At 44.7% G+C, this 15,424-nt stretch carries 13 protein-coding genes; 4 read left to right on the top strand and 9 right to left on the bottom strand.

Annotated features, from left to right (window positions below; translation table 11 throughout):
• Window positions 1-96: 96 nt before the first annotated feature.
• The 3 genes from uvsE to QUA16_RS20040 form a co-directional block, all read right to left on the bottom strand.
• Window positions 97-1,041, bottom strand: a complete 945-nt coding sequence (gene uvsE / locus QUA16_RS20050) for a UV DNA damage repair endonuclease UvsE (RefSeq protein ID WP_333101893.1) — start codon at window positions 1,039-1,041, stop codon at window positions 97-99.
• Window positions 1,042-1,381: 340 nt separating this feature from the next.
• Window positions 1,382-1,588, bottom strand: coding sequence for a hypothetical protein (locus QUA16_RS20045; RefSeq protein WP_333101891.1), 207 nt, complete (start codon window positions 1,586-1,588; stop codon window positions 1,382-1,384).
• 259 nt (window positions 1,589-1,847) lie between these two features.
• Window positions 1,848-3,500, bottom strand: coding sequence for an AarF/ABC1/UbiB kinase family protein (locus QUA16_RS20040; RefSeq protein ID WP_333101890.1), 1,653 nt, complete (start codon window positions 3,498-3,500; stop codon window positions 1,848-1,850).
• A gap of 285 nt (window positions 3,501-3,785) precedes the next feature.
• Between QUA16_RS20040 and QUA16_RS20035 the strand changes: the two genes are divergently transcribed.
• Both QUA16_RS20035 and QUA16_RS20030 read left to right on the top strand, forming a co-directional pair.
• Window positions 3,786-4,058 (top strand): helix-turn-helix transcriptional regulator, encoded by a 273-nt coding sequence (locus tag QUA16_RS20035; RefSeq protein WP_333055825.1) that lies wholly within the window; start codon window positions 3,786-3,788, stop codon window positions 4,056-4,058.
• On the top strand, window positions 4,055-5,059 hold the full coding sequence (locus QUA16_RS20030) for a BstXI family restriction endonuclease (protein WP_333101889.1): 1,005 nt from the start codon (window positions 4,055-4,057) through the stop codon (window positions 5,057-5,059). The genes QUA16_RS20035 and QUA16_RS20030 overlap by 4 nt, the downstream gene beginning before the upstream one ends.
• On the opposite strand, the gene QUA16_RS20025 is transcribed toward QUA16_RS20030, so the two are convergent.
• Entirely contained in the window at window positions 5,060-6,172 is a 1,113-nt protein-coding gene (locus QUA16_RS20025; protein ID WP_333101888.1) for a site-specific DNA-methyltransferase, read from the bottom strand.
• Window positions 6,173-6,348: 176 nt separating this feature from the next.
• A complete protein-coding gene (locus tag QUA16_RS20020) occupies window positions 6,349-7,410 on the bottom strand; it encodes a mannose-1-phosphate guanylyltransferase (protein ID WP_333101886.1) in 1,062 nt (353 codons plus the stop codon).
• Window positions 7,411-7,746: 336 nt separating this feature from the next.
• Here QUA16_RS20020 and QUA16_RS20015 point away from each other — a divergent pair, with 336 nt between their 5' ends.
• Window positions 7,747-8,331, top strand: a complete 585-nt coding sequence (locus QUA16_RS20015; RefSeq protein ID WP_333101885.1) for a class I SAM-dependent methyltransferase — start codon at window positions 7,747-7,749, stop codon at window positions 8,329-8,331.
• Between the two features lie 320 nt (window positions 8,332-8,651).
• Here QUA16_RS20015 and QUA16_RS20010 read toward each other — a convergent pair whose 3' ends face one another.
• Together QUA16_RS20010 and QUA16_RS20005 are read right to left on the bottom strand one after the other, a co-directional pair.
• A complete protein-coding gene (locus QUA16_RS20010; protein ID WP_333101884.1) occupies window positions 8,652-9,581 on the bottom strand; it encodes a trypsin-like serine protease in 930 nt (309 codons plus the stop codon).
• A 106-nt stretch (window positions 9,582-9,687) separates the two neighbouring features.
• The gene (locus QUA16_RS20005; protein ID WP_333101882.1) at window positions 9,688-10,299 is read right to left on the bottom strand and encodes a thylakoid membrane photosystem I accumulation factor; all 612 of its coding nucleotides are present in this window, start codon (window positions 10,297-10,299) and stop codon (window positions 9,688-9,690) included.
• A gap of 319 nt (window positions 10,300-10,618) precedes the next feature.
• On the opposite strand from QUA16_RS20005, the gene QUA16_RS20000 reads away from it, so the two are divergent.
• The gene (locus QUA16_RS20000; protein ID WP_333101881.1) at window positions 10,619-11,521 is read left to right on the top strand and encodes an undecaprenyl-diphosphate phosphatase; all 903 of its coding nucleotides are present in this window, start codon (window positions 10,619-10,621) and stop codon (window positions 11,519-11,521) included.
• 194 nt (window positions 11,522-11,715) lie between these two features.
• Here QUA16_RS20000 and QUA16_RS19995 read toward each other — a convergent pair whose 3' ends face one another.
• On the bottom strand, window positions 11,716-13,326 hold the full coding sequence (locus QUA16_RS19995) for a tetratricopeptide repeat protein (RefSeq protein WP_333101879.1): 1,611 nt from the start codon (window positions 13,324-13,326) through the stop codon (window positions 11,716-11,718).
• A 201-nt stretch (window positions 13,327-13,527) separates the two neighbouring features.
• Window positions 13,528-15,156 (bottom strand): tetratricopeptide repeat protein, encoded by a 1,629-nt coding sequence (locus QUA16_RS19990; RefSeq protein WP_333101878.1) that lies wholly within the window; start codon window positions 15,154-15,156, stop codon window positions 13,528-13,530.
• Window positions 15,157-15,424: the final 268 nt, after the last annotated feature.

Below are 15,424 nucleotides of genomic sequence, written 5' to 3'. Positions count from 1 at the left end.
AAAACCCGCCCCTACGAGACATCGCGATTTACCGTTGGGTGGGGCGGGTTTTGGAGATTATTGGTGTTAGGCAAAGATGGTTTGTAAAACCCGCCCCTAGGAGACATTGCTAAATTGTGGAACATTCGCAGACAACCATTCGGCGCGCAACTTTTCAATAGCTAATTCTTTGAATTTAGCTTCTACTTCAATCCAAGGAGCCTGATAATAACAATTAGGCATTTCTGTAATTAAATCGCTGTGGCGCGGATCGGCAAAAAATTCTCTGCCATTCGATATGTGTACTAATTGCCATTCAGGAACAGACCAAGTTGTGCGGGCTGCTGCGAGCATTTCGGCAACGCTGGGATCGTCGTAAGTTTCTAAATGTTCGTGAATGACGTGGTGGTGGGCGTCAAAAACCATTGGTACGCCGGTATCGAGACAAACTTCTAAAATTTCCGAGGAACTGTAAGCGTATTCGTCATTTTCAAAGGTTAAGCGCGATCGAATGGATTCTGGCAAGTCGCGGATGACTGATTTAAGCTGCGAAGTGCGATCGCTCTTGCCGCCGTGAATGTTCATCAGTGCCTGGGGCGATCGGGGTTGTCCCAACATATCTAAAATTAAAGCATGAGTCGCGAGAATTTTAATGCTGTTTTCAACCACAGAAAGCTTGTCGGAACTGAGGACGACAAATTGATCCGGGTGGAGTACCAAGCGGATGCCTAAAGAAAGAGCGCGATCGCCCGTAGTCCACAATTCCTCAGTCATGGAGTGTAGCACTGCTTCCCCCAAATCTGTATCTGCAAAAGGGAACAGTGCAGAAGTCATGCGGTAGAGCTTAATCTGATTAACGGAACAGAAGTCGATCGCTTTGTCAAGGCGCTTTAAGTTGTCTGTATAAAGCTCGATCAATACAGTTTCTTGTTCAGTTTCCGAAAGCTGTAAAAGTCGTTTCCGCGTGACAGTGCGAAAGCGAACTTCATTGGATGTTGTAATGCAGACTAACCCCAATTCCGGCAATTTGTCTTTTTGAAATAGTTGGTTAATCTCGCTCATTTCTCAATAATTCCTAACTTGAATTTTAGATGTTAAATAGTTTTGTAGTAAGGACTTTAGTCCTTGGTTATGAAGCTGTGATATCAATTCCGGTTGTATCGGAATGATTAAACCACAGAGGGCACAGAGGAGACAGAGAAAGAGAAGAGAGAGATAATAATTCCGATGTCAACGGATTTGATATGAGGTACTACTGAACCTGCCCGAAGAGCCCGCCGGAGATTCAAATCCCTGGCGGACTATGCAAGTGCAAGATGTAATTAGTACAAACCGGATTTTGATCAAACATCTAATCAACCGCGTCGCAGATAGCATATCGAGGCCTATTTAATCGATATAACTATTGCTGTTCTTCGCCAGACTCAGCGTCTTCGTCGGGCCGCGCAGTAGCAACAGGATTTTCCATTGCTTCGTTATGGAACGGATAACCGGATGTTTCTTGATTTAGCGGGTCAGCGGGTTGGTCGTCAGGAGATGTAATTTGACCGTTAGTGTTGGTATTGGGTTTTGTGGAAGAGCCTTTATGGCTGGCGTGACCGCTACTCATCTTTTTTTCCTCAATTAGGTTTATGGAACAATTTCTAGCTTAGACTTAGCTGCTGCGGGCGATCGCCTATCTTAAGTCAGAGATGTTGCTTAATAGTTGAGGATGCTATAGCACTCCTAGCATCAATTGTGAAATCTTTCTCTTCTCTTCTCAGCATTCGCGTCAAGAGAGTCTTCGCGGTTCCTTCACAAAAAAGCCAGTTGCGCGTTTCCCGAAAGGATTGCTATATCTCATTATTTTCCCTATTTCCCCTTTTCAATCAACTCCGCAAACGCCCTGACCTGAGAATACTAATAATCAACCAAAAACCCAAAAAACTCGCCGCCCCAAACAAACCCGTGCTCAGAAAAGATAGCTGAGAAGTTTGTGCGTTAGAAGAAATAATTGCAGCCCCTATAATCAGCGAACCCACGACAATACTAAAAGAAAGTCGGTTGGCAGAATCCCCCAGAGTGCGACGTAGCGGATCGAGTTCTTTTAGTGTCAAGTTCCACTTCAAAGTTTCCGACGTAACCCGGTCTAAAAGCACTTCCACCTGTCGCGGGGATTGCAAAGACAAGCTTTTCAGATCCAGCGCAGTTCTCAACAAAGCTTGTATCGGGTCATCTCCGAATAACTGACGCCGAAACATATCGGTCATCAGCGGTTTCACCTGCTCTACAATATTAAACCTGGGATTAAAAGAGCGCGCTAGTCCTTCCAAATTAGCTAGAGTTTTTGCATACAAACCGAGATTGCTGGGCAGCCGAATTTTATTTTTTCTGGTGATTTCCAGCACCTCATAAAATATTTCTGACAAGTTCATTTGCGACAAGCTCACATTGTAATACTTGCGGAGCATTCGAGCCAAATCGTTCTCTAGATTAACTAAACTTGTCGGCTGAGCAAATTCTGCCATTTCCAAAGTTAATTGAGCGCAGCGCTGAGCGTCTAAATCGACAATTGCCAGCAACATTTCTGTCAAATTCTGCTGAGTGCGCGGGTCTAATCTGCCGACCATGCCGCAGTCCAGCAAAGCTATCCGGCCGTCTTTGAGATAAAATAAATTGCCGGGATGCGGGTCTGCGTGAAAGAATCCGTCGATATATAACTGCTGGAAGAAAACGCGGCAAAGTAGCGTTGTAATTTCTTCGCGTTCGGCATTTATATCTCCTTTGTGGCGAATTCCTTGCAAATCGCCTAACAAAATCGGGACTCCGTTCAGCCACTCCATTACTAAGAGTTTTTTTGTGGTTAACTCCCAGTTAATTTCTGGTAAGACAACTTGTGTGGGGTCAAACCAGCGGCTTTTAGATAAATTGCGGCGCAGTTCGTCTGTGTAGCTGGCTTCTTGAATGAAGTCTAGTTCTGCACGCAGGGCGATCGCAAATTCTTCAGCTAGGGCGACAATATCGTATTGTTGACCGAAGTCTGTGAGCATGACAAGTTCTGCCAAACCTCGGAGCACGGCGATGTCTTGTTCGATGACAATATCAATACCGGGGCGCTGTACTTTGAGGGCGACTTCGCGGCCGTCTTTTAAAGTAGCTTTGTGGGTTTGGGCGATCGAACCTGCGGCGATGGCTTCGGTGTTAAATTTGGCGAAGGTATTTTCGAGAGATTGTGTGAGTTCCTGGCGGACGATTGCTTCTACTTGCGACCACGGTACGGGCGGCACTTCCGCTTGTAGCGTGGAGAGAGTTTCGATATAGCTGGCCGGTAAAAGGTCAGGACGGGTACTCAGCAATTGTCCTAATTTGACAAATACTGGGCCTAATTCGACGAGGATGTTGCGGAGAACTGCTGGAGTTGGGAGACTGGGTGCGTCGGTTTTGCGGCCGGTTAGGAGGCTTTTCATGTAGTCCCAACCGTTGCGGAAGACGACCTCTAGAATTTCTCCTTTGCGAGAATTGTTTTGAACTAGGCTAAACAAGGGGCCTCCGGGTCGATCGGGTTTAAGGGCTATATAACTACTAGGATAGCGCTGTTGACCAAGCTGACCAGTGTCTTGGGGAATAACTTGGGCGTGGTGCGAATGGGGCGCGATTCCCTACGGGATAGCTTCGCACGCGCGTATTTTGGGTAGCAGAATTGCTGTTGAGAATTTCCTCGTCTCGGAAACATTTTCAGACCGCTTTGTTACTTATAGTATTCATTAATTGACTTATAATCTGTAGACTTATTGTCTATAAAAGTTTATTTATAGTCTGTAGATTTATTGTCTACATTTTTTGATAATTGTACCTTGAAGCAAAAAAGTGAAATAGATATCAAAAAGCGTTTTGGAAAAGCCATAAGGCGGCGTCGGCGAGAACTCGATCTATCACAAGAACACCTAGCCGAAATTTCAGGACTTCATCGTACTTACATTTCGAGCATAGAAAGAGGTCAGCGCAATCCATCTTTGGAAAATATTGACAATCTAACAAAAGCCCTGGATATATCTATTTCTGAGCTCTTTGCTAACTATGGTATAGAGGTAGAAGAGTGACAGCTAAAAAAAATGCTAAAGCTAAAAATACTCGGTTGAGCTATAAACTTGGTCTGCCAGCAGCAATAGCGAGAAAAGTTGAAAAGACAGGTCAAACCAGAGGTGCAGAGAAAGATACTGTTTATCAAAACCGCGTCCTCCGATCTAGTACAGTCCTAATACCGCTGAGTTCGTGGAAAGTTGGGGTTGTCCCACCACCCGAAGGATTTGAAAATGGTTACATAGTTCTTGCCCATCCAGAGGAATACTTTTCGGACACTCCTCCAACCTCTAAATTAGATTTACCAAAAGACTTACAGCTAGGAAAAGATTTATTAGTATTTTATGAAACTAGACCTCAATGGATTCGCTACCCTCCAAGTCACTATGGTTGGCATCCCGCCCATTCTCGAATTCCACCACTAGGAGGTCAATACCTTGCCCGCGTACCAGATACTACCAGTCCTGGAGACTCTCTTGAAAGGCATGGGTACATAGATAGCAAAACTGGCGGTCAAGGGGCAGGAATTAGGATTTATGAGTATGCTTCAAAAACAGAAATAGAAGCTACTAGATATCAGTTATCTTTCCTTGTGTGGCAAACCGAGGGAATTATTGATATGGCGCGAGAAGAAGGCACACTGAATCCTGAAGAATGCAAGGCAAGAATCGAAGATAAATGTCAGGACATGGGACTGAGCGATCTTACGCTACTTCAGAAAAACCGAATAATAGATAGCCAACAGCGTACCGTTTGCCCTCTTTGCTTGAAGCCTATCCTAGCTCAAGAGCTGGCGTCCCGCGTGGAACAAGCTGAAGGTCGAAATGTACCTGATTTGACAGTTACCACAGCAAATTTATTTCATGTTAAGGAACTCAAAGCCGGAGTATATAATCACTGTCGTTACAATTTGGGATGGGGACATCATCACTGTAATGCAGCAGCTAGAGACTGGGGAGTTAAACGCACATTAAAATGGATGGAAGAAGTCCTCACAAATAACGGAAAAATCATTAATTAATTATTTTTCCGAAGACACATTATTTAATAAGTTTTGAAACAAAAATTCCTTTTTCCAGTCAAATTCTGATGTTTTAGACTTTGGTAATGGCTGTGATATATCAGAACACCGTAAAGTTATTTTGTGACACAGACTTTCTTCAATCTCAATCAGCATAGCTTTACGACCTAACATTTGGGCTGCTTGTCCAACAACACCTGAACCTGCAAAGCAATCCAGCACCATATCACCCGAATAAGAACTGGCTTCAATAATATGAGTAATCATATCTAATGGCTTTTCTGCTGGGTGTTTACCCCGGTAAGGTCTAACTGTTGGGAAATCCCAAACATCGGTGTATGGTATATCGGCAGTTACAGAAAAAGGTCTGATTATTTCTTGATAATCAGGTAATTCTGGGACTTGGGGGCTAAATTTAGACAACACCGATTTCAGTTTTTGATATTGTTCAGGACTGGGGATGTTTCTGCCGGTCTCCCAATTCGATACTGCACCACCGTGATTGACACTCCCATACTCACCAATAGCTTCTGTTAGCTGAATAGTTGAGATCCCTGCAGCTTCGCGGGTTTTTCTGAGCAAGCTACCAAAAGCTGATTGTTTGTTGTTTTCCGCTGATGCTGATTCAGCAAAAATAATCCGTTCCGAATGATGATACCAACTCCTTAAATTTTCTTTTTTTGCCTTTTGCTTCCATCCATCATAGCCTGGTTCATTGGGTTTTGTCCAAGTAATTGAAGCTAGGACATTAAATCTTTCACCTAACATTACCTCAATTTTGGCTGCCATTTTATTAGAGGCAAAACAGTAGAGAGAGCCATTGGGAGCTAATACCCGCTGCCATTGCTCGGCTATATTGTCTAACCAGTGAAGGTAATCTCGATCATTTTTAAATCTTTTGTCGCCCGTAATGTTATCTTTTTTAGTAGAATGATAGGGGGGGTCTGTCAGAATTAGATTGACACAATTATTAGGCAGTGAGTTTAATACATCTAAGCAGTCACCTTGGTAGAGAGTGACAGCAGGGGATTGAAAGTAGGTGTTCATTGGCTTATTTTCTCTATAGCGCTCTGTACTCAACCGCTTGATTCCATAATTTAAGTTATTATACATGGGAAACCGAACCTCAGTCTAGTCTGTAAGACCATTAAATGATGGGTTTTACGCTCGCCCGGTTCAACCTCTTTAACAGCTTCTGGAAAAACACCCTGTTTTATAATTTTTTGGATGTAGCTTTTTCCGGGATTTATTGTAATTTCAAATGGCGATTGAGAATCGCCATTTTTCTATCACAATAAATCTTTCAATTTTTCATCTTCTCCCAACACCTTAATTACCTGTTTAATCTCCTGCGTCCTATCTTTTTTCACAATCAAAGTTACATTGCCATCTCTGACAACTACCACATCTTCTAGACCAATGGTGACAATCACCTCATTCTCATCGGCTGCATAAAAAATGCCACCTTTCGTATCAATTCCGACGTGTTTTGCTAACTCCACATTCGGCTTATCTCCTTGCAGCAAACGGCCGATCGCATTCCAATCTCCCAAATCGTCCCAGCTAAAGCCTACGGGCAGAACACAAGCCTTTTGCGTCTTCTCCATCAGCGCGTAATCGATGCTAATTTTGGGTAATTCCGAGTAAGCCTGCGCGCCTTTTGCTTCCAAAGCTGCCATCATTTCCGGTACATGATTACGCAATTCTGTCAAGACAGTTCCGACTCGAAATACAAAAATGCCCCCGTTCCAACTAAACTTGCCGCTGGCTACAAATTCTTCAGCAGTTGTGCGATCGGGCTTTTCCGTAAACCTCGCCACCCGATAGGCCGGAAAACCCCCAAAACTGCCAATTTCCTCGCCTTGTTCGATGTAGCCGTAACCAGTGGAAGCATAACTCGGTTTTACTCCCAAAGTGGCGATCGCATCCTGATTTTTCGCCAACTCCGCCGCCGCCTCCAAAGTCTTAACAAACTCCTGTGGTTCCCCAATCCAGTGATCCGCCGGGAAAAAACCCACCACCGCATCCTCACCGTAACGCTTGGCAGTTTCTATAGCAGTCCAGGCCACCGCCGGCGCAGTATCCCGGCCCTCCGGTTCCGCCAGCAAATTCTCAGGAGGTAACAGCGGCAACTGTTCGCGGACTCCCGCAGCCAACATTTCCGACGTTACCACCCACAAATCGTCCCAGCCGTTACCTAATGTTAATAGTCTTTCCGCTGTAGCTTGCAGCAAACTCTTGCCACTACCGTCGAGACTCAAAAACTGCTTGGGGCGCTGCTTGCGGCTGAGGGGCCAGAAGCGTTCGCCTTTACCGCCGGCGAGTATTACGGGAATTAAGGTTTTGGTCATGGTTTGAAGTTTAAGGGTTCTGATCTATTTTGCCGCCAAATTCTTTGGGTGGTATAAATTCGGAGCGATCGTGATTTGATGCCTCTAGCAGTCTGAAAAAAAGCGGCGCGTCAAAGCTGAAAGTATTACAGTATAACGTTTTGGATTGAATATGAAAAAATTGCTATTGACAAGCCGAAGGCTGGAAAGGTAATCTGGTGTACAGGACTTTCGATCCAGTATCAGGGTCGAGAAGATATGAAGTCTTATATTAAGCGTTTAAAAACGATTTAATCCCATTTTGCTTTCAGTCTGCTACAGGCAAATGTTAATTTAAAATCTAAAATCGGTTGACCCATGACTATGAAATACGATTTTACTGGCGTCGCTGAATGGAATCAAATCAAGGGTTGGTTTGATTTGTCCCAAGCGATCGCAATCCAAAGTTTTGTGAAAAAATTACCTCCTAACTCAAAATTAGTTGAGCTGGGATCGTTTCAAGGTCGTAGTAGTGTAGCGATCGCAGCCGTCTTACCACCGAACAGCCTGCTATACTGCGTCGATCATTTTCAAGGGTCTCCCGAACATAAACAATGGAATTTAAACATCAGTAATTTATTAGAAGCCTTTAACACTAATATTGAACGCTTTGGGGTAAAAGATAAAATTTATACTCTGGCGATGAGTACCACGGAAGCAGCAGCAAAATTTGAGCCACAATCCCTCGACCTGGTATTAATTGATGCCGCCCATGATTACGATTCTGTCAAAGCCGATCTGCTGAACTGGTATCCTAAGCTTAAACCAGGTGGCTATCTGTTCTGCGATGACTATCAACCGGAATGGCCGGGGGTGATGCAGGCAGTTAAAACGGTGGGGTTGGAGGGTAATTTAGTAACAGGGTCGTTGTGGTTGCACAGAAAGCCGTTAGAGGGAGTTTAAGTTGTAAGCAATGGCGGGATTGTTTCAAGCTGACCAGAGAACGATTGAATCACAAGAATTATTGAAACCCCTTTTTCTAAAATTCCTTTGTCTCCCGCCGAGGCCCGCAATTAACCTAAATCCCTATAAGGGATTGAAAGGAATGGAATTATGAAATTCGACTTATTCCCGAATGTCGCAATTAACTTAAATCCCTATGAGTTCTGGACGCACTCCGACTTCTCGAAACCGGGTTTTTTACAGAGTTAGCGCGCTGCAATTAAGTCTGATAGTCCATCAAAACCAATTTCTGGGCCCCCATGCGTCTAGGGCTATCCCTATCAGGAATGTTTGGTCACCCGATCGATCCAACTAGCATAAAATGATACCCGCGTGTCGCCGGAAATTTCCCCAAAACTGCCATTATCGTCAATTTTATCAATATCGGCAATGTTTGTTTTGAAAAATCCTCGATCGCTATAACCCCAAGAACTAATCCCCGCAATCTTCCCGTCAACAAACGAAGGCCCGCCGGAATCTCCGCTAGCCGTAGCTATCTCATTTTTCCCCAAACCCCGATCGCGCAACCTCGGAAAATGCCTTCCCAAAGCATCCTGTTCGCTAGTTCCCGCGTCAAAATCAAAGATTAATTGACTTCCCAAAACCAATTCCGACATATCTGATTCTGTAGCATCTTTCAAAATATCAATTAAAGCATCATAGCGATTCTGTCCGCTATATCTTTTGGCCTTAGCATTAGAATTTTCATCTTGTCCCTTTGCACCTAAACCGGTATATCCGTATCCAACTTTTGTCAATACTTTGCCTACTTCATTTTTTTTTCTATTTATCTCGTACTGTTCGATTCTTGGCGGCGCGGCTTTTTTCAGCTTCAAAATAGCAATATCGTTGCCAACTTCCGATTCGTAACCAGTCCAGCCCGGATGGATATAATATTTGCTAACGGGGATGGTAACTTCACCGCTAGGCAATTTAAAAATTGCTTTAATTGCCGTTTCAGCAGGAACCTTAACTCCGCCTTCATTCAGACAGTGGGCCGCCGTGAGAACGTACAACCCTCCCGTTAGCAGCGAACCAGTACAGGAAGCCGAATCGAGATAGGCAACGCCTGTATATTGATTTAAAGCTAAAGGTTGGCGGGAACTGCTGTCAGGAAAAGCGCTAATTATCGATCGCCCAACTTCGGCAGTTTCTAAAATTAAAAATACAGTCACAACCGCGATTAATAAGATTTTGATTTCCGACTTCATTTTTGATACTTAATTGGTTTGATAGCTAATCTAGACCAGACTTCTTTAACAAGTCTGGTCTCTGGGGTATTTCGTTTGGTGAAATTAGCTTACTTATTGCAACATTTTACTTCGATAATTCAACATTAAGTTCGTTCACCACGCGGCGTTTGAGCGGGATTGATTTTTCCCTGGGCAGCAAGTCAAATACTTTCCGAAAAGCATCATCTACCTGTTCAAATGGTATTTGTCCTTTCTCATTAAAAACTACTTTTCCCGATTGGTCTAGGATGACAGTTTGAGGTACGAAACCTTCGTAATAATGGCTTGGTTCGGTGATTTCTGGTGACGGTTGCGGAGGCAAAGAGTCAATTGTTATGGGCATAAAGTCGGCTTCGCGGCCGTAAAATTCCTGGAGTTGAGAGACGACGATCGCGTATTGCTTGGAGTCGCTGCTGTCGTCAGTGTAAAACACTAACAATACGGGTTTATTTCGTTTGAAAGAATCTGTGAGTTTGACTTTAGGAGGAACTAGGGAACCGTTGCCGGCGTAGAGGGCAAAAATTGTACCGTCAAAGCGATCGTCGGTGAGAGTTGCCAAGGCTGGGGCCGTTCCGCTTAGCAGTATCAAGCTAAGTGCGATCGTCACTGTTAAAAGACTGGCTGACAAGATTCGCCTCAGCAAGCCCAGACCAGAAGCAGGAGTAACAATTGAATTTTTGTTCTCAGGAAATATCATAGGGTGTAGGCCGTTGCTGTAAGGAAAGCGAAATCAGATGCAAAAACTTTCCTAAGTTTATCAGCAAAATGTAGGCAAATTTTGGTGAGTAGGTTAAAGTAGTTTCGGCTCGACGATCGTAAATTGCTGATAGTGGCGATCGACAAGGCAATTCTACTGACCGAAGAGCACTATATGCGATCGGCCTTTCAGGGGCGGGCTGGAAGTGTCCGCGCCACAATAAAATTTATGCGTGGGATGGACTTCTAGCTTCTCAGAAAGGTGCAAAATCTTAAATCCAATTGATAACTAGAAACTGACAACTGGGAATTCACAACTAATGATAGCTTTGCTTGACGCACTCCTGGCCCAAACGCCCGCTGCTGATGTTTCCGGGCCCACTCAAATCAATCTGTTGCAGGCGATTGTTTTAGGAATTGTACAAGGACTAACCGAGTTTTTGCCCATCAGCAGCAGCGCTCATTTAAAGGTAGTGCCGATCGCCCTGGGATGGGGCGATCCGGGGGTTGCTTATACTGCTGTAATTCAGTTGGGCAGTATTGTGGCAGTGCTTTGGTATTTCTGGAAAGACTTGACAACTATAACTTTGGGTGCTGTAGATGCCGTGATGCGACGGGACTACGAATCACAAGAGTTTCGGATCGCCTTGGGAATTGCTTTGGGAACAATACCTGTAGTCTTTTTTGGGCTGCTAATCAAGATATTGGTTCCCGATTTTGACAAGTCGCCGCTAAGAAGTTTGGCCAGCATCGCCATTGCTTCGATCGTCATGTCGCTGCTGTTAGCAATAGCAGAAAAAATTGGCAAGCGCCATCGCACTTATGAAAAATTAACTGTTCAAGACGGTATTTTGATGGGATTAGCTCAAGCAATGGCATTGATTCCGGGGTGTTCGCGATCGGGTTCTACCCTAACAGCAGGATTGTTTATAGGATTGGAAAGGCCCGCCGCCGCGCGGTTTTCTTTTTTATTGGGAATTCCGGCAATTACTCTGGCTGGATTAGTGGAATTGAAGGGTGCTTTGGGAGAAGGAATCGGCGATGCTGGAGTTGCAGCTTTGATAGTGGGAACGATTTCGGCATTTGTGTTTTCTTATTTGTCGATCGCGTGGCTGATGAAGTTCCTGCAAACTCAAAATACATGGGTGTTTGTGTGGTATCGGCTGGCTTTTGGCGTGGCGATTTTAACGGCGATCGCAGGGGGGGCAGTGCGAAATATATAAAATAGAAATTTGATTGCAGTAGGAGCGACTTATGTCGCTCTGAAGTCGGTATAAATAATAACGAAAAAAAAATTAAATTGTCTGATTCCGATAATCTTTAATTAGATCCCCAACTTCTTAAAAAAGTCGGGGATCGGGGTATTCTATTTTTGAGCGATTAGTAGTGCGATCGACCGTTGGGGAGTTTTGGCAGCTTATTGAAGTTTCCTCAGAAGGTTAATAACTCTTTCATAGCTATCTTTATCTCCTTGCTGCTGAAATAAATCTGCTGCTTTCTGAAAGTCTTGAATCGCCCCAGGCTTGTCTCCTGAATCGCGGCGGGCCACTCCCCGGTTGTGGTAGACTAGACCATCATTAGGATTAATTCGCAAAGCTGCGGTGTAATCGCCGATCGCACTCTGAAATTCTCCTAACCTAACCCGCGCTACTCCCCGATTGTGGTAGGCTAGACCATCGTTAGGATTAATTCGTAAAGCTTCGCTGTAATCGGTTATAGCACGCTGGTAATCTCCCAAATCATAGTAGGCCACTCCCCGGTTGACGTAGGCTGCGCCATAGTTAGGATTAATTCGCAAAGCTTCGGTGAAATCGGCGAGTGCACCCTGTTTGTCTCCCAATTCAGAGCGGAGATTTCCCCGGCTTTTGTAGGCATCGCCATAATTAGGATTAATTCGCAAAGTTTCGTTGTAATCGGCGAGTGCACCCTGTTTGTCTCCTAAACTGCGGCGGGTAAGTCCCCGGTTGTAGTAGGCTTGGAACAAGTTAGGATTAATTCGTAAAGCTTCGTTGAAATCGGCGAGTGCATCCTGGTTGCTTCCTAAACTGCGGAGGATATTTCCCCGATTGTTGTAGGCTTGGGCCTGGTTAGGATTAATTCGCAAAGCTTCGTTGTAATCAGCTACAGCACCCTGCTTGTCTCCTAATTCAGAGCGGACAATTCCCCGGTTGTAGTAGGCTTGGGCATGGTTAGGATCGATTCGCAAAGCTTCGGTGAAATCGGTGAGCGCACCCTGATTGTCTCCTAAATCATTGCGGGTATTTCCCCGGTTATAGTAGATAGACGCATCGTTAGGATCGATTCGCAAAGCTTCGGTGAAATCGGCGAGCGCACCCTTTTTGTCTCCTAATTCAGAGCGGGCATTTCCACGACCAACGTAGGCAAAGATAAAGTTAGGATTAATTCGCAATACTTCGCTGTAATCTGCGATCGCACTTTGATAATCTCCTGACTTCAAGCGGAGATTTCCCCGGTTGTGGTAGGCATCGCGCAAGTTAGGATTAATCCGCAAAGCTTCGGTGTAATCGGCGAGCGCACCTTGGTTGTCTCCTAAACGATAGCGGGCCACTCCTCGGTTGTTGTAGGCATTGGCATAATTAGGATTAATTCGTAAAGCGGTGTTGAAATCGGCGATTGCAGCCTTGGTATCTCCTGAGTCATTGCGATAAATTCCCCGGTTGTTGTAGGCAAAGGCTAAGTTAGGATTAATTCGTAAAGCTTCGGTGTAATCGGCGATCGCACCCTGATTGTCTCCTAAATAATAGCGAGAAAGACCCCGACTGTTGTAGGCTTCGGCATAATTAGGATTGAGGGCAAGTGCTTGAGTGTAAGCGGCTACAGCACCTTGATAATCTCCTTTTTTATACTTTGCCTCACCCAGAATAAAGAAATCCTCAGCTTTCGTCTGTGTCAGCACAAACGAACTCTGAACCTGAGCAGATATAGCCAAAACTGGGGTTGGTTGTGCGATCGCAATTATGGCAATTGCACCAATTAACGAGAGCGGAAGTTTGTTAAAAAAAATCATTGATTTTACCTGGGAATAAAATAGCTTTGAAATTAAACCTACTCGCCTTTCTACACTAATTGTAAGCGATCGACTGGCAGAAAGTTCAAAGCTATTTTATTCGTACAAAGTTCCCTAAGATGGAAGGACAAAGGATTTTACAGGTGTTAAACAGGCTATAGCGCTTAGTAGTGCGATCGACCTTTGGGGAGTTGTTGCAGTTTATTGAAGTTTTCTCAAATTGTTAATGGCTTTTTGATAGTTATCTTTATTACCTTGCTGCTGAAATAAGTCTGCTGCTTTCTGAAAGTCTTGCCTCGCCCCGGGCTTGTCTCCCCCCTCAGCGCGGGCAATTCCCCGGCTCAAGTAGGCGCCGGCTAAGTTAGGATCGATTCGCAAAGCTGCATTGTAATCGGCTACAGCACCTGGCGTGTCTCCTAAACGAAAGCGGGTAATGCCCCGGTTTAAGTAGGCACTGGCAAAGTTAGGATTAATTTGCAAAGCTCGATCGTAATCGGCAAGTGCACCCTGACGGTCTCCTAAATCATCGCGAGCATTCCCCCGGTTCGTGTATGCTTCGGCAGAGTTAGGATTGATTCGCACAGCTTCGTTAAAATCGGCTACAGCACCCTGATTGTCTCCTGAAACATAACGGATAATCCCCCGGTGGTAGTAAGCAAGGGCATCGTTAGGATTAATTCGTAAAACTTCGTTGAAATCGAGGATCGCACCTTGCTTGTCTCCTAACTCAGAGCGGGCCAGTCCCCGGTTGCCGTAGGCTTGGAATAAGTTAGGATTAATTCGTAAAGCTTCGTTAAAATCCGCTACAGCACCCTGGTTGTCTCCTGAAACAGAACGGATACTCCCCCGCTGGTAGTAAGCAAAAGCATCGTTAGGATTAATTCGTAAAACTTCGTTGAAATCCGCTACAGCACCCTGGTTGTCTCCTAACTCAGAACGGGCGATTCCCCGGTTGCCGTAGGCTTGGGGTAAGTTAGGATTAATTCGCAAAGCTTCGTTGAAATCGGCTACAGCACCCTGCTTGTCTCCTAATTTATAGCGGTCAAGTCCCCGGTTGTTGTATGCATCGGCATAGTTAGGATTAATTCGCAAAGCTTCGGTGTAATCGGCTACAGCAGCCTTGTTGTCTCCCAAACGAGAGCGGGTAACTCCCCGGTTGTAGTAGGCAGAGGCATCGTTGGGATTAATTCGTAAAGCTGCGTTGTAATCGGCTATAGCGCCCTGGCTGTCTCCTGAGTCATCGCGGGCATTCCCCCGGCTGGTGTAGGCTTCTACATAGTTAGGATTAATTCGCAAAGCTTCGTTGAAATCAGCTACAGCACCCTTATTGTCTCCTAAACTATAGCGGGCATTTCCCCGGCCATTATAGGCTTCTGCATAATTAGGATTAAGCCCAATTGCTTGAGTGTAAGCGGCTATAGCACCCTGATAATCTCCTTTTTTATATTTTTGCTCACCCTGAGTAAAAAAATCTTCAGCTTTTTCCCGTGCCGCCAAATCTGAGTTGGCAATGTTAGCAACGCTGTACTTTTGACTGTTGGTAAACTCTACAACTGTTAAGTCAACTTTTGGCAGTTTTTTCAAGGTAGCGTCAGCATCACTCCCCTGCTTCAGAGTCAATAGCAAAGTCCTATTCGTACAAGTATCATCTTGATTAACAGCAGCGCACACCACGGGTTCTGCATTCATCATCCCAGTGCTAATATATTTGAGAGTACCACTGTTAAAAAAGTTCTCATTTCCCGCAGAACTGGGTTGACAAAAAAGTACATTGGTGGTACAAAAAACAACTAACCCTGTCACGCATCCAGTCAAAATTTTGAATTTCATAAATATATCCACATTTTTGATATATCCTGTCACAGCTCAGCTAAATTCACAAGCCAAAACTAACCCTGATTCTAAAGGCTATCGAGCCTAGTAGACTGCTATGCTGAAGAGAGAAAACTAACACTGCCATCAATCTTAAAATGCTATTTGTTCCTACGGCTGAACCAATTCCGCTTGTGGCTGATGCCCCTGGGAGCATCCCGGTTTTGTAAATGGTTAAAAGTATGATAAGAGCCAAAATTTTTCGCCCTCCGCTATATGATAGAAC

Source organism: Microcoleus sp. S13_C3 (genome assembly GCF_036700905.1).
GTDB lineage: Bacteria > Cyanobacteriota > Cyanobacteriia > Cyanobacteriales > Microcoleaceae > Microcoleus.
The sequence above is the reverse complement of the archived record's forward strand: the minus strand, read 5'-3'. Positions and strand labels throughout refer to the sequence as shown.